This window comes from Oerskovia sp. NPDC056781, from assembly GCF_042789955.1.
Taxonomy (GTDB): Bacteria; Actinomycetota; Actinomycetes; order Actinomycetales; family Cellulomonadaceae; genus Oerskovia; species Oerskovia rustica.
Genome location: NZ_JBHUAD010000058.1, coordinates 1 through 19,854, shown reverse-complemented (window position 1 = coordinate 19,854; position 19,854 = coordinate 1). Strand labels below are relative to the sequence as shown.

The 19,854-nt window shown below is 73.5% G+C and carries 17 protein-coding genes and 1 pseudogene; 7 read left to right on the top strand and 11 right to left on the bottom strand.

The window, feature by feature from the left end:
- Positions 1–85 precede the first annotated feature (85 nt).
- From ACFRCR_RS07530 to ACFRCR_RS07520, 3 genes are all read right to left on the bottom strand, one after another.
- Positions 86–928 carry a DsbA family protein gene (locus ACFRCR_RS07530; protein ID WP_377676444.1) on the bottom strand — a complete coding sequence of 281 codons (843 nt, stop codon included), beginning with the start codon at positions 926–928 and terminating at the stop codon, positions 86–88.
- Positions 929–1,064: 136 nt separating this feature from the next.
- Entirely contained in the window at positions 1,065–1,679 is a 615-nt protein-coding gene (locus ACFRCR_RS07525; protein WP_377676442.1) for a hypothetical protein, read from the bottom strand.
- A gap of 50 nt (positions 1,680–1,729) precedes the next feature.
- A complete protein-coding gene (locus tag ACFRCR_RS07520) occupies positions 1,730–4,069 on the bottom strand; it encodes a protein kinase (protein ID WP_377676440.1) in 2,340 nt (779 codons plus the stop codon).
- 120 nt (positions 4,070–4,189) lie between these two features.
- Between ACFRCR_RS07520 and otsA the strand changes: the two genes are divergently transcribed.
- The 4 genes from otsA to ACFRCR_RS07500 all read left to right on the top strand — a co-directional run bounded on the left by otsA (position 4,190) and on the right by ACFRCR_RS07500 (position 9,296).
- Positions 4,190–5,680 carry an alpha,alpha-trehalose-phosphate synthase (UDP-forming) gene (gene otsA / locus ACFRCR_RS07515; RefSeq protein WP_377676438.1) on the top strand — a complete coding sequence of 497 codons (1,491 nt, stop codon included), beginning with the start codon at positions 4,190–4,192 and terminating at the stop codon, positions 5,678–5,680.
- A complete protein-coding gene (locus ACFRCR_RS07510) occupies positions 5,677–6,573 on the top strand; it encodes a trehalose-phosphatase (protein WP_377676437.1) in 897 nt (298 codons plus the stop codon). The genes otsA and ACFRCR_RS07510 overlap by 4 nt, the downstream gene beginning before the upstream one ends.
- Positions 6,574–6,802: 229 nt before the next feature.
- Positions 6,803–7,924: an ABC transporter ATP-binding protein gene (locus ACFRCR_RS07505; RefSeq protein ID WP_377676435.1), complete on the top strand. Its 1,122-nt coding sequence runs from the start codon at positions 6,803–6,805 to the stop codon at positions 7,922–7,924.
- Between the two features lie 130 nt (positions 7,925–8,054).
- The gene (locus tag ACFRCR_RS07500; protein ID WP_138822871.1) at positions 8,055–9,296 is read left to right on the top strand and encodes a DUF4032 domain-containing protein; all 1,242 of its coding nucleotides are present in this window, start codon (positions 8,055–8,057) and stop codon (positions 9,294–9,296) included.
- 155 nt (positions 9,297–9,451) lie between these two features.
- Here ACFRCR_RS07500 and rlmB read toward each other — a convergent pair whose 3' ends face one another.
- From rlmB to ACFRCR_RS07480, 4 genes and pseudogenes are all read right to left on the bottom strand, one after another.
- On the bottom strand, positions 9,452–10,474 hold the full coding sequence (gene rlmB, locus ACFRCR_RS07495; protein WP_377676434.1) for a 23S rRNA (guanosine(2251)-2'-O)-methyltransferase RlmB: 1,023 nt from the start codon (positions 10,472–10,474) through the stop codon (positions 9,452–9,454).
- A 91-nt stretch (positions 10,475–10,565) separates the two neighbouring features.
- The gene (gene cysS, locus ACFRCR_RS07490) at positions 10,566–12,005 is read right to left on the bottom strand and encodes a cysteine--tRNA ligase (RefSeq protein ID WP_377676432.1); all 1,440 of its coding nucleotides are present in this window, start codon (positions 12,003–12,005) and stop codon (positions 10,566–10,568) included.
- Positions 12,006–12,113: 108 nt separating this feature from the next.
- Positions 12,114–12,508, bottom strand: a pseudogene (locus tag ACFRCR_RS07485) (PPOX class F420-dependent oxidoreductase).
- A gap of 90 nt (positions 12,509–12,598) precedes the next feature.
- On the bottom strand, positions 12,599–13,927 hold the full coding sequence (locus ACFRCR_RS07480; RefSeq protein WP_377676430.1) for an alanine racemase: 1,329 nt from the start codon (positions 13,925–13,927) through the stop codon (positions 12,599–12,601).
- Positions 13,928–13,963: 36 nt separating this feature from the next.
- Here ACFRCR_RS07480 and ACFRCR_RS07475 point away from each other — a divergent pair, with 36 nt between their 5' ends.
- Positions 13,964–15,367 (top strand): D-arabinono-1,4-lactone oxidase, encoded by a 1,404-nt coding sequence (locus ACFRCR_RS07475; protein WP_377676428.1) that lies wholly within the window; start codon positions 13,964–13,966, stop codon positions 15,365–15,367.
- 124 nt (positions 15,368–15,491) lie between these two features.
- Here the strand turns inward: ACFRCR_RS07475 and ACFRCR_RS07470 are convergent, their stop codons facing one another.
- Positions 15,492–16,154 carry a TetR/AcrR family transcriptional regulator gene (locus ACFRCR_RS07470; protein WP_377676426.1) on the bottom strand — a complete coding sequence of 221 codons (663 nt, stop codon included), beginning with the start codon at positions 16,152–16,154 and terminating at the stop codon, positions 15,492–15,494.
- A 199-nt stretch (positions 16,155–16,353) separates the two neighbouring features.
- Here ACFRCR_RS07470 and ACFRCR_RS07465 point away from each other — a divergent pair, with 199 nt between their 5' ends.
- Positions 16,354–16,923, top strand: coding sequence for a hypothetical protein (locus ACFRCR_RS07465; protein ID WP_377676424.1), 570 nt, complete (start codon positions 16,354–16,356; stop codon positions 16,921–16,923).
- Between the two features lie 71 nt (positions 16,924–16,994).
- On the opposite strand, the gene ispF is transcribed toward ACFRCR_RS07465, so the two are convergent.
- From ispF to ACFRCR_RS07450, 3 genes are all read right to left on the bottom strand, one after another.
- Positions 16,995–17,480 (bottom strand): 2-C-methyl-D-erythritol 2,4-cyclodiphosphate synthase, encoded by a 486-nt coding sequence (gene ispF, locus ACFRCR_RS07460; protein ID WP_138822853.1) that lies wholly within the window; start codon positions 17,478–17,480, stop codon positions 16,995–16,997.
- Positions 17,477–18,226, bottom strand: coding sequence for a 2-C-methyl-D-erythritol 4-phosphate cytidylyltransferase (ispD, locus tag ACFRCR_RS07455; protein ID WP_377676423.1), 750 nt, complete (start codon positions 18,224–18,226; stop codon positions 17,477–17,479). The genes ispF and ispD overlap by 4 nt, the downstream gene beginning before the upstream one ends.
- Positions 18,227–18,399: 173 nt before the next feature.
- Positions 18,400–18,882: a CarD family transcriptional regulator gene (locus tag ACFRCR_RS07450; RefSeq protein ID WP_030144079.1), complete on the bottom strand. Its 483-nt coding sequence runs from the start codon at positions 18,880–18,882 to the stop codon at positions 18,400–18,402.
- A gap of 351 nt (positions 18,883–19,233) precedes the next feature.
- On the opposite strand from ACFRCR_RS07450, the gene ACFRCR_RS07445 reads away from it, so the two are divergent.
- On the top strand, positions 19,234–19,719 hold the full coding sequence (locus ACFRCR_RS07445; RefSeq protein ID WP_377676421.1) for a hypothetical protein: 486 nt from the start codon (positions 19,234–19,236) through the stop codon (positions 19,717–19,719).
- The last annotated feature ends 135 nt before the right edge of the window (positions 19,720–19,854 follow it).

Below are 19,854 nucleotides of genomic sequence, written 5' to 3'. Positions count from 1 at the left end.
GCGTACGTCCTGGACGAGGACGGACGCCGACCGACGCTCGCCGCCGCGAGCGCACCGTGGGCGCACCGTGGGCGACCGGGGCAGGTCAGCCCTTGGCGGCCTCGACGGCCTTCTTGAGCTCGGCCGGGTCGGTCCAGTTGCCGTCCCAGCGTTCCCCGTTGATCGTGATCGTCGGCGTGCCGAAGGCGCCGGTCTTCGGGTTGGCGAGGTCCGGGTTCTGCGTGGCGAGGCTGGTCGCGCCCTCGGCCCACTTGCCGAACTCCTTGACCGCGTCGCCCGCGGCGATCTTGTCGGCCACGTCGGCCGGGACGCCCGCGGTCTTGGCGATCTCCGCGATCTGCGCGTCGGTCAGGCCGGCCGTGTTCTCCTCGGGCTGGTTGGCGAACATCGCCTCGTTGAACGCGTTGAACTGCTCCGGGGCGTGCTCGGCGACGTACGCGGACGCGGAGGCCGAGCGCGTCGAGAACTGGCTGCCGGACGAGAAGCGGTCGAGGATCGCGACCGGGTGCTGCACCAGGGTGATGTCCCCGGCCTCGCGCATCTCGTCGATCGACGCGGAGTTGACCTGCTCGAAGTCACCGCAGATGGGGCACATGTAGTCGAAGTACACGCCGAGCTCGACGGCTCCCTCGGTGCTGGTCCCCGCGACGCCGTCCGCGCCGACCGGGATGCCGCCCGTGTCGTTGGCCGTGGCGGGTGCCGTGACGCCCGTGAGCGGCTCGGTCTTCTGGGCGTCCTTCTGGTTCATCGCGGGGATGAAGACCCAGAGGAAGGCGCCGATGAGCACGGCGAGCCCACCGACGAGGGCGCCGATCGTGATCGCACGGTTGCGCTTGTCGCGCTTGGCCTGGGCCTCACGCAGCGCGAGGGCTTCGGCACGGGCCGCGTCGCGGCGGTCGGCCTTGGTCTGACGGGGTTCGTTCGACATGAGAGTCCTTGGAGGTCGTGTGGTGGCGCGGCCCCACGCGGGGGCGCACTGGTCGCGAGGGTAGCGGTCCGTGCCGCGCGTGCCCAGGGTGCGGGTGGCACCGGTCGCGCGGCGGCGACGAGTCGGGATCGAGTCGTCAGGCGGCCGCGAGCGCGGCAGGTGGCCCGCGCAGGGAGCGCACCGCGGCGAGCGCGAGATGGTGCAGGACCTTGGTCGCGGACCGCACGACCTGCCGGCACGAGAGGGCGACGGGTGCGAGCGGTGCCCGCAGCAGGGCGACCGCGCGCCGCGGGCTCAGGACGGCGGTGAGGCGGTCACGGACGCGCAGGGCCACGGCGGCCAGCCCGCACCCGGCGAGCAGCAGCGCGAGGTGGGCGAGCAGCACGGGCAGCGCGAGCACGCCGACGACGGTGACGACACGGGCAGGGTCTCCCCCGAGCGCGGCGGTGCCGGCGGGGCAGTCGGCGGTCTCCCGCAGGAGGGCCAGGTGCACGCCCGCGACGCCCCAGCCGCCCGGGGCGGGCACGCACTGGTGGACGAGACTGAAACCGCGGTCGGCGAGGAGAGTCAGGGTCCCGACGACCAGGAGGAAGCCGGCGACGACGAGCGAGGTCGCGGCGGTCAGCGACCGCGCCAGCAGACGCTCGGGGCCGTCCGTGCGCACGCGCGAGCGAGCCGCGGTCACGGCCTCGCTCGGGGCTTCCCCGGGGGTCGCGCCGGTCGGCGCTCCCGGTGCGGACGTCCTGGTCACGGGGTCAGGGTACCCGCGCTGTCTGAGAGTTTCCGGTGAGGCACGTGGGCTCACAGGCTCGGCGGCGGACCGGGGAAGGGCGCCCAGTCGATCGGCGTGCCGTCGCCGAGCGAGAAGAGCACCATCGCCGTGAGCACGAGCCCGGCGAGCACCAGGAAGATCGCCCCGACGCGGCCGGGGGCCACGTGCGCGAGCGTGGTGCGCGCGCCGTACCGGGTGAGGCCGGACAGCGGCCCGAACCACGCGAGCAGCACCGTCACCGCCATCGCGACGCACAGCACGACGGTGAACACCCAGGGTTCGTTGGCGCCCCCCACCGACCGCGCCTCGACGTTCTGCTGCGGGGCGAGGACGAGCATCCCCGGCGCGAGCAGCCACCACGAGCCCACGACGATCAGCACTCCCCCGCACAGCGCGACGAGCAGCGAGGGCACCGCGCCCACGACGGCACGCAGCGCGTACCAGGGCACGGCGACCACCGAGCGCACGCCGTCGCTGCGCTGCACGCCCCGGCGCTCGCGACGGCCGTGGAACGAGTCCGCCCCCACCCCGACGACGCGCAGCACGACCACGACCGCGGCGAGCAGCACGAACGCGACGCCCGGGTAGGTCCCGGCGAGCAGCACGAGCGGCAACCCGAGGGCCGCCACGGTCCCCGCCCGCCGTCGGTGGGCGGGCCGCGCGTAGCCGGGCGCGGACACCACGCCGAGGGGCCGGCCGAACGCGTCGAGCGGGTCGCCGCCCTCGGGTTCGGCCACCTGCGCGCCACGCCCCTTCCGCCTGCCCGACGCCGGAGCCTCCGCGGGCGGCGCGGGCTGCGGCGCGTACGGGTTCTGGGAAGGTGGGGGGTACTGCCCCTGGGCGGGCGGGTACGCCCCGGGCGGCGGCGAGGCGACCGGGGGCTGCCGCAGGGTGGGCTGCTGGACGGCGGGCTGCACCGTCGTCGGCTGCATGGTGGTCGGCTGCACCACGGTCGGCCGCCCGGACGCCGGGCCGACGAGGGACGCCGGGGGCACCGAGAGCGGCGGGGCCGTCGATCCCGGCGCGACGGGTGTGACGGGCGGCGCCGGTGGCACGGTGGGCACCGCGACGGTCCGGCCGTCGTTCGCGATGAGCTGGGTCGCGGCGAGCGGCGGGATCGATGGCGCGGGCGGGGTCGGCCGCGGCAAGGGCACGGCCGAGGGCACGGTCGGGACGACGCTCGTCGGCAGGACGTCCCCGGCCGAGGCGGGCAGGACGACGGTCGCCGCGGCACCGGACGCACCGGCACCGGCGACCGCAGCCGCACCCGCGCCGGCCGGTCCCATGACCGTGGCCGCGGCCGCCGCGCCGCCGGCCCCGTTCGCGGCAGCGGGCGCCGCGGCCCCCATGGCGGCCGCTCGCTCGGCCGCTGCGAGCGTGCCCCCGACGGCTGCCACGGCGGCGGTACCGGCGAGCGCCGCGCCGCCCCCACCGGCCTGTCCGCCTCCCCCGAAGTGCTGCGGGACGACCTCCGTCGCGCCCGTGGCGGGCGGCGCCGTCGGGCCGTCTGCCTCCTGTGCCGCGCGGTGCAGGACCGCGGCGACCTCCGTCGGGCCGAGCCGGGTCGCCGGGTCCGCCCGCAGCGCCGCCGCGAGCGCCGCGGCCGTCCGCGGCCCCAGGCCGTCCAGGTCCGCCTCGCCCGACCGGGCGCGTGCGAGCACCGCCTCGACCGGTCGCATGCCGAACGGTGGTCGCCCGGTCGCGGAGAACGCCAGCAGCGCCGCCCAGCCCCACCAGTCGCTGTTGGCGCTCGGGGCCGCGCCCTCGAGGAGCTCGGGGGCCAGGTACCCCGGTGTCCCCATGACGAGTCCGGTCGAGGTCGCGCGGGCCTCGTCGAGCCCGTGCGCGATGCCGAAGTCGATGAGGACCGGGCCGTTCTGGGTCACCAGGACGTTGCTGGGCTTGAGGTCGCGGTGCACGACCCCGGCCGCGTGGACCGCCTCGAGCGCCTCGGCGAGCTGGTCCGCGAGCTCGAAGAGGTCGCGCGCGTCGAGCGGGCCGCCCGTCGCGATCTCCTCCTCGAGGTTCGGGCCGTCGACGAGCTCGGTCACGATGAAGGCCTCGGAGCCGTCGAGCTCGACGTCGAGGATCTGCGCGACCGCGGGGTGCCGAAGGCGTTGGAGGGCGACGGCCTCGCGGCGCAGGCGCTCGCGCCCCTGCGCGTCGACGTCCAGGTGCGCGTGCAGGAACTTGATCGCGACGAGGTTGCCGCCGCCGTCCTCGGCCTCGTAGACCGCTCCCATGGCACCGGCGCCGAGGCGGGCGAGGATGCGGTAGCCGCCGACCTCGCTGCCCGTGGGCAGGCCTCCGCGTCGCGCGGCACCGTTGCTCCGTGCCGGGTCGGCTGGTCTGCTGCTGGCCTCCTCCATGGTGTCAAGGTATCGACAATTCGGGGCGCTGCCCTGCGCTCCCGGGAGCAAGCAGGACGCGACACCGATAACCTGGGTGGAGTTTCACCAAAGTTCAACCGAATACCAAGGAGATCTCCATTGACTGGCAAAGACGGCTACGACCTCGTCGTGGTGTCCAACCGGCTTCCCGTCGACTTCACGGTCGACGACGAGGGCCACGTCGACTGGAAGCGCTCCCCCGGGGGGCTCGTCACCGCGCTCGAGCCCGTGATGCAGAAGTCCGACGGCGCCTGGGTCGGCTGGTCCGGCGCCCCTGACCTCGAGGTCGACCCCTTCGACGCCGACGACATGCGCCTGGTGCCCGTGACGCTGTCCGCGACCGAGATCGAGCGCTACTACGAGGGTTTCTCCAACGACACGCTCTGGCCGCTCTACCACGACGTCATCGCTCCCCCCGCGTTCCACCGGCAGTGGTGGGACGCGTACCGCCGCGTCAACCAGCGCTTCGCCGACGCCGCCGCCGCACAGGCCGAGCAGGGTGCGACCGTCTGGGTCCACGACTACCAGCTCCAGCTCGTGCCTCGCATGCTGCGTGAGCAGCGCCCCGACCTGCGCATCGGGTTCTTCAACCACATCCCGTTCCCGCCGCTCGAGCTCTTCCAGCAGCTCCCGTGGCGACGCCAGGTGATCGACGGGCTCCTGGGCGCCGACCTCATCGGCTTCCAGCGCGCGGGCGACGCGTCGAACTTCATCCGTGCCGTACGCCGCCTCACGGGCTACACGACCCGGGGCCCCATCGTGACCGTGCCCGGCGCCGAGGACCGCCCGTCGCGCAACGTCCGCGCCGCGGCCTTCCCCATCTCGATCGACTCCCGGACCTTCGACGAGCTCGCCCGGACCCCCGAGGTCCAGGCCCGCTCGCGCGAGATCCGCGCCGACCTGGGCGACCCCGAGTGCATGATGCTGGGCGTCGACCGCCTCGACTACACCAAGGGCATCCGCCACCGCATCAAGGCCTACGGCGAGATCCTGCAGGACGGGCGCATCGACGTCGAGCACGTCACGCTCGTCCAGGTCGCGAGCCCGAGCCGCGAGAACGTCGGTGCCTACCAGGAGCTGCGCGAGCAGGTCGAGGGCCTCGTGGGGCGCATCAACGGCGAGTACGCCGAGATCGGCCACGCCGCGATCCACTACCTCCACCACTCGTACCCGCCCGAGGAGATGGCCGCGCTGTACCTCGCGGCCGACGTCATGCTCGTCACGTCGCTGCGCGACGGCATGAACCTCGTCGCCAAGGAGTACATCGCGGCCCGCTCCGACGACCGTGGTGTCCTCGTCCTCTCGGAGTTCACGGGGGCCGCCGACGAGCTCGCGGGCGGCGCCCTGCTCGTCAACCCCCACGACATCGACGGCATGAAGGACATCATCGTCGCGGCCGCGAACATGGACGAGCGCGAGCAGCGCAAGCGCATGCGTCGCCTGCGCCGCCGCGTCCTGGCCGACGACGTCTCGAAGTGGTCCGAGTCGTTCCTCGGCGTGCTCCAGGCCATGCCCTCCCGCGACACGCCCCGCACCCACGCCCCGTCCCGCCCCGCGGACGAGGCGCCCGCCGAGGGGGAAGGCGCGTGACGTCGTCGGGAACCGCTCAGCCCGAGGTCGGCGGGCCCGCCGACCTCGGTGTGGCCCTCGCGGCCTTCGCGGCGGCCGCCGGGACGCCCCACCAGGACGCAGGGCCCGGCCCCGTCCTGGTCGCGAGCGACTTCGACGGGGTCCTCGCCCCGCTCGGGGACGACCCGCTCGCGTCGCGCCCCACCCCGGCCGCCGCCGCGGCCCTCGCGCGCCTCGCGGCGTGCGGACCGGACCGGGTGCGCGTCGCGCTCGTGTCGGGGCGCCGGATCGAGGACCTCGCCCACCTCGCCTCGCCGCCGCCCGGCGCGCTGCTCGTCGGCAGCCACGGGGCGGAGACGGGCGAGGTGCTCGCACCGCTCCGCGACGGCGCCGACGACGAGCGCTCCGTGCGCGCCGACGGCACGGCGGCCCGCGTGCGCCTCGTCCCCGTCGCCCTCGACGAGGCGCAGCGCGACCTCCTCGACGAGGTCGCCGCCGGCCTCGAGGAGATCGCGGCACCGCTCGAGGGCGCCTGGGTCGAGCACAAGCCCTCGGCCGCGGTGCTCCACACCCGCCTGTCCCCCGCCGGCCCGGCGCACACGGCGTCGACCGCGGCTGCCGAGCTCGGGGAACGGCTCGGCGCGCACGTCATGGTCGGCAAGAACGTCGTCGAGATCGCCGTCACGAGGACGTCCAAGGGCATCGCGCTCGACGCGCTGCGCGAGCGGCTCGGCTCCCCCGCCGTGCTCTACCTGGGCGACGACGTGACCGACGAGCGGGCCTTCGCGGTGCTCGGCCCGGCCGACGTGGGCATCAAGGTGGGCGACGGTGAGACCCTCGCGGCGTACCGCGTCGCCGACCCCGCCGAGGCTGCGGCGGCCCTGACCACGCTCGCCGACCTGCTGGACGTGTGAGTCCTGGGACCGTGACCTGGACGTGACCCGGGTGTGACGGAGAACTCAGGAACCGGGGGTAGGATGCCGAGCAACGATGACGTCGGACCACCGGGTCCCCGGGTGACCGGAAGCCCTGGAGGTTCGACTTCTTCTGTGTCACAGCAGACACGCACCACGTGAAAGCGCGGCACGTCACTACACAACGGATCGTCCGGCACGTACCTGCCGGTGGAGGGATGTACCCATCATGGCTACGGTCACTTTCGACCACGCAACGCGGCTCTACCCGGGGACCGAGCGCCCTGCGGTGGACCAGCTCAACCTGCACATCGAGGACGGCGAGTTCCTCGTCCTCGTCGGCCCCTCGGGTTGTGGCAAGTCGACGTCGCTCCGCATGCTCGCGGGCCTCGAGGACGTCAACGGCGGGCACATCTTCATCGGTGACCGCGACGTCACCGACGTGCAGCCCAAGGACCGCGACATCGCGATGGTGTTCCAGAACTACGCGCTGTACCCCCACATGTCCGTCGCGGACAACATGGGCTTCGCGCTGAAGATCGCCGGCACGCCCAAGGCGGACATCCGCCAGCGTGTCGAGGAGGCCGCGAAGATCCTCGACCTCACCGAGTACCTGGACCGCAAGCCCAAGGCGCTCTCCGGTGGTCAGCGTCAGCGTGTCGCCATGGGCCGCGCGATCGTGCGTCAGCCCCAGGTTTTCCTCATGGACGAGCCGCTGTCGAACCTCGACGCCAAGCTCCGTGTCCAGACCCGTACGCAGATCGCGTCGCTCCAGCGTCGTCTCGGCGTCACGACCGTCTACGTCACGCACGACCAGACCGAGGCTCTCACCATGGGTGACCGCATCGCGGTCCTCAAGGACGGCCTCCTGCAGCAGGTCGGCACGCCGCGCGACATGTACGACACCCCGGCCAACGTCTTCGTGGCCGGCTTCATCGGCTCGCCCGCGATGAACCTCGCCACGTTCTCCGTGAACAACGGTGTGGCCGAGGTCGGCCCGGCCCGCATCCCGCTCGAGCGCGAGGTCGCCGCGAAGATCACCGACGCCGACAAGGGCAAGGTCACGCTCGGCTTCCGCCCCGAGGCCCTCGAGGTCACCTCGCAGGCCAACGAGAGCGCCTTCCCGGTCGAGGTCAACATCGTCGAGGAGCTCGGCTCCGACGCGTTCGTCTACGGCACCCTCAAGGGTGACCTGGCCAACGCCGACGTGCACTCCGGTGCCGGCGACAACCAGATCATCGTCCGCGTCGACCCGCGCAACGTGCCCGCCAAGGGCGAGCGCATCTACGTGGCGATCCGCCCGGGCAACACGCACATCTTCTCGACCGCGACGGGCCTGCGCCTCAGCTGACCCGCAGCGACACGGGGGCGGGCTCGGCGACAGCCGGGTCCGCCCCTTTCGCATATCCTTCCCGGTGGTGCGGATCGTCCGCGCCACCGACCCCCGCATGCGACCGGCCACCGCGGAGAAAGGACCTGTCATGGTGCAGAACCTGCAGATCACCGCGTCAGCCCCCGACCCAGCACTGCTCGACCTCCCCTGGGACATCCCCCTGGAGGAGTGGCCGGACAGCGTCCTGGCCGCCCTGCCCCGCGGTATCTCGCGCCACATCGTGCGCTTCGTGCGCCTCTCGGGCCGTGTCATCGCGATCAAGGAGATCGGGGAGTCCGTCGCGTACCGCGAGTACGAGCTGCTGCGTCAGCTCAGCCGCCTCGACGTCCCCAGCGTCGTGCCCGTGGGCGTCATCACGGGCCGCAGCGACGCGAACGGCGAACGGCTCGAGGCCGTGCTCATCACCGAGCACCTGCAGTTCTCGCTCCCCTACCGAGCGCTCTTCAGCCAGGCCCTCCAGCCGGACACCGCGACCCGCCTCATCGACGCCCTCGCCGTGCTGCTCGTGCGCCTGCACCTCATCGGCTTCTACTGGGGCGACGTGTCGCTGTCCAACACGCTCTTCCGCCGCGACGCCGAGACCTTCGCCGCGTACCTCGTGGACGCCGAGACCGGCGACCTGCACCGCGAGCTGAGCCCCGGCCAGCGCAGCTACGACGTGGACCTCGCCCGGACCAACATCATCGGTGAGCTCATGGACCTGTCGGCAGGCGAGCTCCTCGACGAGGACATCGACGAGATCCTCGTGGGCGACGCGCTCGTCGCGCGGTACAACGAGCTCTGGGACGCCCTGACCAACGCCGAGACGTTCGCCTCGGACGAGCGCTGGCGCGTCGCCGCCCGCATCGAACGGCTCAACAACCTGGGCTTCGACGTGGGTGAGCTCGCCATCACGACCGACATCGACGGCACGACCGTCCAGATCCAGCCCAAGGTCGTCGACGCGGGCCACCACGCGCGGCGTCTCCTGCGCCTCACGGGCCTCGACGTCCAGGAGAACCAGGCACGCCGTCTCCTGAACGACCTCGACTCGTACCGGGCCGCCGCAGAGCGCCAGAACGACGACGAGGAGTTCGTCGCGCACGACTGGCTCAGCGGGGTCTTCGAGCCGACCATCCAGGCCGTGCCGCGCGACCTGCGGCGCAAGCTGCAGCCGGCCCAGCTCTTCCACGAGATCCTCGACCACCGCTGGTTCATCTCGGAGAAGGCCGGGCGCGACATCCCCATGCCCGAGGCCACGGCCTCCTACGTCGAGAACGTCCTGCGGCACCGCCCCGACGAGAAGGCCATCCTGGGCCTCGCCCCGGGCGAGGTCGACCGGCAGGAGTAGTCCTGGCCGGTTGCGCCCTGACGCCCTGGGCAGCGTCCTGCGTCGCCAGGCGGCGCGTCCGCGTCGCAGCGTCAGGGCCCCGACGACGCAGGACGCCCCGCCGCGCCACCGGGAAGGTGGTGCGACGGGACGTCCTGGACGAACGAGGCGGAGACTCAGTCCTCCGCGGAGCGCAGGCGAGCGACCTCGTACAGCGAGATCCCGGCGGCGACTCCGGCGTTGAGCGACTCGACGTCCGAGAGGATCGGGATCGAGGCGACGACGTCGCACGTCTCGCGGACGAGCCGCGAGAGGCCCTTGCCCTCGGAGCCGACGACGAGCACGAGCGGGTCCTTGCCGAACGCGAGCTCGCCCACGGCGACCGGGCCACCGCCGTCGAGCCCCACGATGAAGCAGCCCGCCGCCTTGTACTCGGTGAGCGTGCGCACGAGGTTGGTCGCGCGGGCCACGGGCACGCGCGCCGCGGCACCCGCAGAGACCTTCCACGCGGACGCCGTGACACCGGCCGCGCGACGCTCGGGCACGAGGACGCCGTGCGCCCCGAACGCGCCCGCGGAGCGCAGGACGGCACCGAGGTTGCGCGGGTCGGTCACGCCGTCGAGGGCCACGATGAGCGGCGGCTCGCCGGCCTCGTGCGCGCGGTCGAGCAGGTCCTCGGGGTCGGCGTAGTCGTAGGGCGGGACCTGGATCGCGACGCCCTGGTGGACCGAGCCGTCGGTCATGCGGTCGAGCTCGGCCTTGGTGACCTCGAGGAGGTTGTACCCGCGCCCCGAGGCGATGTTCAGGATCTCCTTGGTGCGGTCGTCGGCCTCGAGGCGCGTCGCGATGTACACCGCGGACACCGGGATGTAGGCGCGCAGGGCCTCGAGCACGGCGTTGCGGCCGTTGACGACCTCGTTCGCGCTGCTCGAACGCGTGGTGCGCGACGGCGTGCGCCCGCTGGGGCGTCCGCCGCGGGCGGCGCTCTTGGCGTCGTGCGCGCGCGGGCCGGTCGAGGTGGCGTCGCGGCGCTCGGCAGCGACCTTCGCCTTGTGGGCCTTGTGGTAGGTGCGGTCCTCGGCCTTGGGCGTCGGGCCGCGGCCCTCGAGAGCGCGGCGGTTCTTGCCGCCCGTGCCGGCGACGGCGCCCTTCTTGTTGCTGCTGCGGGTCGCGCCGCGTCGTTGTGAGTTTCCAGCCATGGGTCTGCCCCGTCGGTCGATGTGTGCGAGTGAAGTTGTGGTGGCGGACCCTGGGCCCGGGTGGGCCCGTCCTGCCGTCCAGGGTTCCGGGTCAGGTGCCCTGGCGAGCAGCGAGGGACCAGCGGGCCCCGTCGCTGGAGTCCTCGACGACGACCCCGGCGACCGCGAGGCGGTCCCGGATCGCGTCGGAGGTGGCGAAGTCGCGCGCTGCCCGTGCCTGCGCGCGGGCGTCGAGCTCGGCCGTGACGACCGCGTCGAGCGCCTGACGGTACCGGGTGTCCCCGGCGTCGGCCCACTGCTCGCCCGCGGGGTCGAGCCCCAGCACGTCGAGCATCGCCCGGAGGGCGACGAGGTGGTGCCGGGCGACGGCGTCCGCGGCCGGGGAGCGGTCGGCAAGGGCCGAATTCCCGGCGCGCAGGTGCTCGTGCACGACCGCGAGCGCGGCGGGCACGTTGAGGTCGTCGTCCATGGCGGCCACGAAGGCCGCCGGGAGCTCGGCCTGGCGCACGTCGTCGAGGTCGATCGTCCCGACGCGCTCGCCTGCACGCTGCACGAACCCGCTGAGCCGCTCCCACGTGGCCTCGGCCTCGCTCACGGTGTCCTGCGTCCACTCGAGCATCGAGCGGTACTGGACGGCCGCGAGCGCGTAGCGCAGGACGGCCGGGCTCGTGGTGCGCAGGACCTCGCGGACGAGGAGCCCGTTGCCGAGGGACTTGCTCATCTTGGCGCCGCCCTGCGTGACCCACGCGGAGTGGAGCCAGTACTGGGCGAACCCGTCGCCGGCGGCGCGGGACTGCGCCTGCTCGTTCTCGTGGTGCGGGAAGCGCAGGTCGAGGCCGCCGCCGTGGATGTCGAACGTGCCGCCGAGGTAGCGGTGGGCCATGGCCGAGCACTCGAGGTGCCAGCCGGGTCGTCCGCGCCCGAACGGGGTGTCCCAGGACGCCGTGGCGGGCTCGCCGGGCTTGGGGGCCTTCCAGAGCGCGAAGTCGCGGGGGTCGCGCTTGAGGGACTCCTCTGCGGAGTCCGCGGGCGCGGGCGTGAGGTCCTCGAGCCGCTGGTTGGTGAGCGAGCCGTAGTCGGCCCACGAGCGCACGTCGAACCACACGTCGCCGGGTCCGGTCGTGTAGGCGTGGCCCGAGTCGACGAGCCGCTGCATGAGCTCGACCATGTCGGTGACGTGCCCCGTGGCGCGGGGCTCGTAGGTGGGCGGTGCGACGCCCAGGGCGTCGTAGGCCGCGGTGAACTCGCGCTCGTAGGTCGCGGCCCAGGCCCACCAGGGCTCGCCCGCGTCGGCGGACTTGGCGAGGATCTTGTCGTCGATGTCCGTGACGTTGCGGATGAGGGTCACGCGCGAGCCCGTGCGACGCAGCCAGCGCACGAGAACGTCGAACGCGACGGCCGATCGCATGTGCCCGATGTGCGGCGCCGACTGGACCGTCGCACCACACAGGTAGATGCCGACCTCACCCTGGGTCTGAGGGATGAAGGCGCGCACGTCCCGCGTCGCGGTGTCGAACAGTCGAAGGCTCACGACCAAAGGTTACCGGGGTGCACCCCTCCCGGCAGAACCCGCCCCCTCGGGGCGGCGTCTCGGCGCACGTCGTCACCCGCGCTGGTCGGGTGGGGTCGGCGCGGGCGGTCAGTCGCGCCAGTGGATCCTGGTCGGCTTCACGCGCACGACGACGCGGCGGTTGTCGGTGCCGTCGTCGCCCGTGTAGCGCTCGGCGCCCGTGTACTTCTGGGCGAGCGCGTGGATGAGCGAGGCGGAGGGGTCCTCCTCGATCAGGGCCTCGCCGCGGACCTCGAGGTACTGGTAGGGCGCGTCGCGCGGGTAGACGAGCACGCTCAGGCGCGGGTCGCGCTGCAGGTTGTCGGTCTTGCGGCGGCCGTGGATGGTCGAGAAGAGACGTCGTCGCCGTCGCGCGCGACCCACACGACCGAGGTCTGGGGGCTGCCGTCGGCCTCGATCGTGGCCACGGTCGCGAACTCGGGGGCGTCGAGGAGCGCCTTGGCGGCGTCGGGAAGGCTCGTCATGTCGTGCTCAATCGCGCGGGTCGTCCGCCTATTCCCGGACGGCCGGACTTCTCAGCACCTGGACAGCTCAACTGGCGCCCGACGACGCCGCTAGCCGAAGTTCTTCCCCTCGCCCCGGTAGGTGGGGACCTCCTCGACGACCTGGTCGCCGCGCACGAGGTGCACGCGGTCGAAGCGCTCCATGAGCTCGCCGGCCTTGGCGTGCCGGAACCAGACCCGGTCGCCCACGGCGAGGCGACGCTCGGCCCCGCGGGTCGCGCGCAGCGGCGTCTGGACCTCGCCCACGCCCTCCGAGGACGTGAGCCGCCAGCCCGGCTCGACGACGCGCGGCACGCGCAGGGCCCCGGCGGGTCCCGAGGCCACGTAGCCACCGGCGAAGGCCGTCGCGTAGCCGGGCGCGGGTACGCGGACGACGTCGAGACCGAAGAACGCGGACGGGTGCGGGTCGAACGACCGGTACCCGTCGAACAGCCCGGGCACGAAGAGCCCCGAGCCCGACGTCACCTCGGTCACGACCGGGTCCGAGGCGGACGTCTCGAGCGACCCGGTCCCGCCGGAGTTCACGAGGTCCAGGTCGTGCCCGACGACGTCGCTCACCGCCGCGAGCACCTCGCCCCGGCGCGTGGCCAGGTCCGCGACCGAGGCCTTCTTGACGAGCCGCACGGCGGGGCTCGTGTCGGGCAGGCCCGCGACCTGCGCCTCGTAGAACATCAGGCCACGCACGCGCAGACCCGGGGTGTCCGCGATGGTCCGTGCGAGGGCCCGTGCCTCGTCAGCCGTGTGGACGGGCGAGCGACGGGTCCCGAGGTGGACCGTGAACGGGCCGAGGCCCAGACGCAGCGACGCGTCGACGTCGAGGCACAGCAGGACGGGCGGACCGTCGGGTGCCCCGCCGCCGTCCTCGCCCGGGCGCTGTCCCTCGAGCGCGGCGGCGACGAGCGCGACCTGCGCGACGTCGTCGACCATGAGGGTGATCTCGCGGCGTGCCGCCGGGTCCGCGGCGAGCTCCGCGAGCGCCCGTCGGTCGACCGTCGGGTACGCGACCAGGACGTCGCGGGCGCCCTCCTCGACGAGCCACAGGGCCTCCGCGAGCGAGTACGCCATGATCCCCGCGAAGCCCAGCTCGCCCGCGCGCCGGACGAGCGAGCGCACGCGCACCGACTTGGACGCGAGCCGCACGGGCACGCCGCCTGCGCGGGCCAGGAGCTCGCGCGCGTTGGCGTCGAACACGTCGAGGTCGACGACCGCGACGGGGCCCGGGACGCGCTCGGTCGCGGCCGACAGGCGGTCGCCGAGGGTGCGGGCCTCGGCCGCGGCCGACGCGTCGTGCGCTCCCTGCCCACCGGGGCTCAGGCGTCCTCGGGACCAGGACGGGGTGGACGGTTCCTGCGCGCTGCGCTGCACGGGCGTCGTCGTCATGGAAAGAAACCTACCCCTCGTGAGACAGTGCGTGGTGTGACGAGCCAGCAGGCTCCCGGTTCATGGACGAACTGGGCGCGAAACCAGACCGCCGTTCCCCTGCGCCGCGTCGCCCCGCGCGACACCGACGAGCTCTCCCAGGTCGTGCGACGAGCCGCCGCCGACGGCCTGCGCGTGCGGGCCGTCGGTGCGGGGCACTCGTTCACGGGCGCCGCCGTGACCGACGGCGTGCTCGTGAGCCTCGACGCGCTCGGGGCCGTCGAGGACGTGACCCGCACCGAGACCGGCGCGCGCGTGACCGTGGGGGCCGGCATCCGCCTGCACCGCCTCAACGCGGTGCTCGCGTCCGCAGGTCTTGCGATGCGCAACCTCGGGGACATCGACCGGCAGTCGGTCGCGGGCGCGATCTCGACCGGCACGCACGGCACGGGCGCCTCGCTCGGCGGGCTCGCGACGCAGGTGCGCGGCGTGCGCGTGGTCGGCGCGGACGGCTCGGTGACCGAGGCCACGCCCGACGAGAACCCCGACCTGTTCGAGGCGAGCCGCCTGGGACTCGGCAGCACGGGCGTGCTGGCCGCGGTCACGCTCGACGTGGTCCCCGCGTTCCACCTGCGCGCCCAGGAGGAGCCCTGGCCGCTCGACAGGGTCCTCGAGGAGCTCAGCACGGCGTCGGGCGGACGCGGCGGCGGGTCGGACGCCGAGGGCCTCGAGAACGCGCACGACCACTTCGAGTTCTACTGGTTCCCGCACACGCGCCGCGCGCTCACCAAGCGCAACGACCGCCTCACGCCCGCCGACGAGGCAGCGGCCGTCCTGCGCACGGCCCGTGGCGAGCGGCCCGGCGCCGTGACACGCGCCCGGTCGTGGGTCGACGAGGAGCTGCTGTCCAACGGGCTGTTCGAGGTCGTCAACCGCGTCGCGACCGTGGTGCCGCGCGCGACCCCGCGGATCAACGCGCTGTCCGCCCGCGCGCTCGCCCCGCGCACGTACGTCGCACCCTCGCACGAGGTGTTCGTGTCGCCGCGCCGCGTGCGCTTCCGCGAGATGGAGTACGCGGTCCCCCGCGCCGAGCTGGTGGACGCGCTCGAGGAGATCGACTCGTGGGTCCGCGCCTCCGGCGAGAACGTCCCCTTCCCGGTCGAGGTCCGCTTCGCGGCCGCCGACGACGTGTGGCTCTCCACCGCGCACGGACGCGACAGCGCCTACATCGCGGTCCACCAGTACCTGCGGCTCCCGCACGAGCGGTACTTCGAGGGCGTCGAGAAGATCGTCGCGGACGTCGGCGGGCGACCGCACTGGGGCAAGCTCCACACGCTCGGCGCCGCGGACCTCGCCGAGCGCTACCCGCGGTTCGAGGACTTCCGTCGGGTCCGCGCCCAGGCCGACCCCGGGGGCGTCTTCGCCAACCCCTACACGGACCAGGTCTTCGGGCCGCGCTGAGACGCCCCGCTCCCCGCGCGCGCGGCGCGAGCGTGCGGTGCGGGCGTGCAGTACGGGCGTGCGGTGCGGGCGTGCAGTACGGGCGTGCGGTGCGGGCGTGCGGCGCGCCCCGATGACGGCGTGCCTACGGTGCGGGGGGCGCGACGGCGTCGGGCCCCACGTCGTCAGGTCCTGCGCCCGGAACCGCACCGTCGGGGTGCACCACGAGCGACAGGACGTAGTCCGCGAGCGCGTGGAAGCTGCGGATCGCGGCCTCGTCGTCCTGCTGGACGAGCCACGCGATCTCGATCCCGTCGATGTAGCCCGCGACGATGCGCGCCAGGAAGGGCGTGTCCATCGAGTAGGTGATGCCCGCGATCTCCGCGAGCTGGTCGAGGATCCCCTGCGTCATGGCCCACGTCTGCTCGAGGTGCGCCTTCGCGACGGGACGCAGCGCGCGGTTGCGCGACCCCGCGGTCGCGAACTCGAACGTCAGCAGCCGCATGTGCCGGCGCGGGGTCAGTCCCTCCCACAGCCCGTCGGCCGCCGCGTGAGCGATCGTCCGGACGTCCTTCGTGGGGTCCATGGCCATGCGCACGGGGTCCGAGGCCACGACCGCGACGTTGTGCCCCATGGCACGGAGCATCGCGTCCTTGTCCTCGAAGCAGTAGTGCACCGTCCCCAAGGAGATCCCGGCCTCGGCCGCGACCCCTCGGACCGTCACGGCCTCGACGCCGTCCCGGACGGCGATCGACATCGCTGCGTCGACGATCTGCGCCCGACGTTCCTCGATCGACATGCGGTTCATCGTCGACCTCCCTCATGACCACGTTCCGGCAGCACGACGGTGCAGGAACGCACCGTCGTCGTCGCTGTCCACCATGCCTTCAATGTCGTATTTTCGCATGTGGGGACCGGTGTCCCCGCCCTGACGTCGACGTGGACGCGACGTGGCAGGCTGGGGCCGGGCCCCGGTAGGGCGCCCGACCGCCGCCGAGAGGAACCCCGTGCACCACCCGAGCCGCCCGCTCGCCGTCGCCCTGGCCGTGGCCGCCGTCGGCGCACTGCTCACCGCCTGCTCGGCGAGCCCGCCCCCGGCCGCGCCCGCGGTCCAGACCTTCGAGGTCCCGGACAGCGCGGTGGCGGCGACCGTGACCACCCCCGACACCTGGGACCGCGCCGGCCAGGACGCTCCCCTGGTGGTCCGGTCGACGACCCCGTCCGGGGACCCCGGCTTCACGGCCAACGTCGTCGTCACGACGAGCGACCCAGGGACCGCGACCCTCGAGGACAGGACGGCCCAGGCGGCCGAGGCGCTCCAGACGTCCGCCGACGTGACGATGGACCCGACCCAGCCCGGGCCCGTGACGGTCGCGGGGCTGCCCGCCTACCGGCTCGGGGCGACGCGCACGGTCGACGACGTCCCCGTGACCCAGGTCGAGACCGTCGTCGAGGTCGCGACGCCCGCCGGTTCGGCGTTCGTCTACGTCACCGAGACCTACGCGACCGGCGACGCCGAGGGCGCGGCGCAGGCCCGCGCGGTCACCGACAGCCTGGTCGTCACGCCCGCGGGCTGAGGTCCACGCCCTGCGGCGGGGCCCGGCGGCTCGGACGGCCGGTGCCGACGCGTCGGACGGACCTGCGCCGGTCAGTCGGCGAGCACGACGAGTGCGGTAGCGAGCGCCGCGACGCCCTCGCCGCGGCCGGTCAGCCCCAGGCCGTCGGTCGTGGTCGCGGTGAGGGTCACAGGCGCCCCGGCAGCGGCGCTCAACGCGGCCTCGCCCTCGGCCCGGCGCGGCCCGAGCCGAGGCCTGTTGCCGACGACCTGGACCGCGACGTTCCCGATCTCGAAGCCGGCCGCGCGCACCCGACGGGCGGCCTCGGCGAGCAGCGAGGCCCCGCTCGCCCCCGACCACTCCGGGGCGCTCGTGCCGAAGTTCGAGCCGAGGTCGCCGATCCCCGCCGCCGAGAAGAGGGCGTCGGCCGCCGCGTGAGCCGCGACATCGGCGTCCGAGTGGCCCGCCAGGCCGCGTTCGCCGGGCCAGTGGAGCCCTGCGAGCCAGAGCTCGCGTTCCTCGCCCACAGGGGCGTACGCGTGGACGTCGGTCCCGATGCCGGTGCGCGGCAGGTTCATCGCCCGTCCTCCGTCAGCAGCTTCTCGATGTAGTAGAAGTCGCGCGCGGTCGTGACCTTCATCGCGAGCTCGTCGCCCTCGACCACGAACACGTCCTCCCCCAGGGCCTCGACGAGCGACGCGTCGTCCGTCGCCGCCGTTGCCTCCGTCCGAGCACGCGCGGCACCCGCGGAGTGCGCGCGCACCAGGAGCGCCCGGTCGAACGCCTGGGGCGTCTGGACGGCGCGCAGCAGCGTGCGCGCCGGCGTGGCGGCGACCCGGTCCACACCTGCGGGCAGCGCGGGGCGACCGTCCTCGGCCGGGCCGCGGGGGGCCAGGATCTTGACGGTGTCCATCACGGGGAGCCCGGGGATGACGGCCTGGTGCCCTGCCTTGACGGTCTCGACGACGCGTCGGATCATCGCGGCCGGGGCCAGCGGCCGTGCGGCGTCGTGCACGACGACCGTGTCGATGTCCGCGCGGGCCCGCGTCAGGCCTGCCGCGACCGACGACTGGCGCGTGGTCCCGCCCGCCACGACGACCACGGGCACGCTCACGTGCGGGTCGTGCTCCAGGACGTCCGACATGACCGAGACGAGTCCGTTGGGTGCCGTGACGACGAGGGCGTCGACCACTCCCGAGGCGGTCAGGCGGCGGGCCGCGTGCAGGACGAGCGGAAGGCCGCGCAGGGGGACGAGAGCCTTGGGAAGGTCGAAACCGAGGCGGGTACCGGAGCCGGCGGCGGTCAGGATGGCGAGGGTCGTCACACCGATCACGGTAGACGATCTCGGCCTGCGGACCGTCCTCGGCCCACTGACGAGACGATCGGTCGCGAGAAGCCGCCTCCGCGCATCCTCGCGCGGGCGGCCCGTGAACGACGACGACGCACGGGCCGCGGGCGGTCCGTGCGTCGTCGGTGGTGCGTGGGTGAGGGTTCTGCTCAGGAAGCCAGGACCTCGTCGAGGATGGCCTCGGCCTTGTCCTCCTCGGTGTGCTCGGCCAGGGCCAGCTCCGAGACCAGGATCTGTCGAGCCTTCGCGAGCATGCGCTTCTCCCCGGCCGAGAGGCCGCGGTCCGCGTCACGCCGCGAGAGGTCGCGGACGACCTCTGCCACCTTGATCACGTCGCCCGAGGCCAGCTTCTCGAGGTTGGCCTTGTAGCGGCGCGACCAGTTGGTCGGCTCTTCGGTGTATGGTGCGCGAAGAACTTCGAAGACCTTGTCGAGGCCCTCCTGGCCGACGACGTCGCGGACGCCCACCAGGTCGACGTTGTCCGCCGGGACCTCGATCGTCAGGTCGCCCTGAGCCACCTTGAGCTTCAGGTAGATCTTGTCCTCCCCGCGGATGGTGCGGGTCTTGATCTCTTCGATCTTTGCGGCACCGTGATGTGGGTAGACAACGGTCTCGCCTACTGTGAACGTCATCTGCAGATGTCCCCTTTCGCGGAGGTCGATCTTACCACGGGGGGTACCTCCGTTCCGAGCCCCTGCCCAGGCCCACAGGCGCACCGTGCCAGCGTTTTTCCTGGTCACGCCGCGGTCAGGACGACAAGTCGGCACGAATACCTACCGCCCCTGCCCCCACAGGACGGCCTGTGGCCCGCGGCAGGGGACCCGACGCCCCCTCGAACGGCCCTCCGCGGGACGCCGGGCCGGACACCTCCAGGAGCGACTAGGCTGTGATCATCTGCGCCCAGGGGCGCGCCGGCGGCGGAGAAGCTCGTCGAGCATCTCCCCTGAGCACACCGAGACTGACCGCAGCACATTGGAGCGCACGTGACCCGCACCCCGTCCCGCCCGACCACGCCGCGCCGGTCGCTCATGCTCGCGATCCCCGTGATCGTGGCGAGCGCCGTCGCCGTGTCGGCCTGCTCACCCATCACGACGGACATCGCCTACTCGCCGTCGGACGGCATCCGCGTCAACCTCACCGACGAGGTCCGCGCGCTCAACCTGCTCATCGTCTCGGCCGCCGAGGGCGAGCCGGGGACGCTGCTGGGCGGCGCCGCGAACGACTCGGACGAGCCCGTCGAGATCACCATCGCCCCGGAGGGCACCGACCCGGTCGACGTCCCGCTCGAGGCCGGCGAGACCGTCTACTTCGGGGTCGAGGACGGCTTCGAGGCCCAGTTCGGGAACGTCGACGCCGCCCCCGGCGCCACGATCTCCGTGACGGTCACCGCGAGCACGGGCGAGTCCGAGACCGCGCAGGTCCCGGTCGTCAACGGTGCGCTCGAGGAGTACAAGGACTACCTGCCCTGATCGGCGGCTGACGCTTCGGCGGCGGGGCTCCCCTCCTCGGGGGCCCGCCGTCAGGACACCGTGACGGGCACGCTCGGGGGCTCGGCCGCCCGGCCCTCCCCCGCGACGCACGACGGCGAGGCCCCCTCCAGGAGG

Excerpts from the sequence above, each read along its gene's own strand:
- ACFRCR_RS07530 (WP_377676444.1), bottom strand. The coding sequence starts at position 928 with ATGTCGAACGAACCCCGTCAGACCAAGGCCGACCGCCGCGACGCGGCC.
- ACFRCR_RS07520 (WP_377676440.1), bottom strand. The coding sequence starts at position 4,069 with ATGGAGGAGGCCAGCAGCAGACCAGCCGACCCGGCACGGAGCAACGGT.
- ACFRCR_RS07505 (WP_377676435.1), top strand. The coding sequence starts at position 6,803 with ATGGCTACGGTCACTTTCGACCACGCAACGCGGCTCTACCCGGGGACC.
- ACFRCR_RS07500 (WP_138822871.1), top strand. The coding sequence starts at position 8,055 with ATGGTGCAGAACCTGCAGATCACCGCGTCAGCCCCCGACCCAGCACTG.
- rlmB (WP_377676434.1), bottom strand. The coding sequence starts at position 10,474 with ATGGCTGGAAACTCACAACGACGCGGCGCGACCCGCAGCAGCAACAAG.
- ACFRCR_RS07480 (WP_377676430.1), bottom strand. The coding sequence starts at position 13,927 with ATGACGACGACGCCCGTGCAGCGCAGCGCGCAGGAACCGTCCACCCCG.
- ACFRCR_RS07470 (WP_377676426.1), bottom strand. The coding sequence starts at position 16,154 with ATGAACCGCATGTCGATCGAGGAACGTCGGGCGCAGATCGTCGACGCA.
- ispF (WP_138822853.1), bottom strand. The coding sequence starts at position 17,480 with ATGAACCTGCCGCGCACCGGCATCGGGACCGACGTCCACGCGTACGCC.
- ACFRCR_RS07450 (WP_030144079.1), bottom strand. The coding sequence starts at position 18,882 with ATGACGTTCACAGTAGGCGAGACCGTTGTCTACCCACATCACGGTGCC.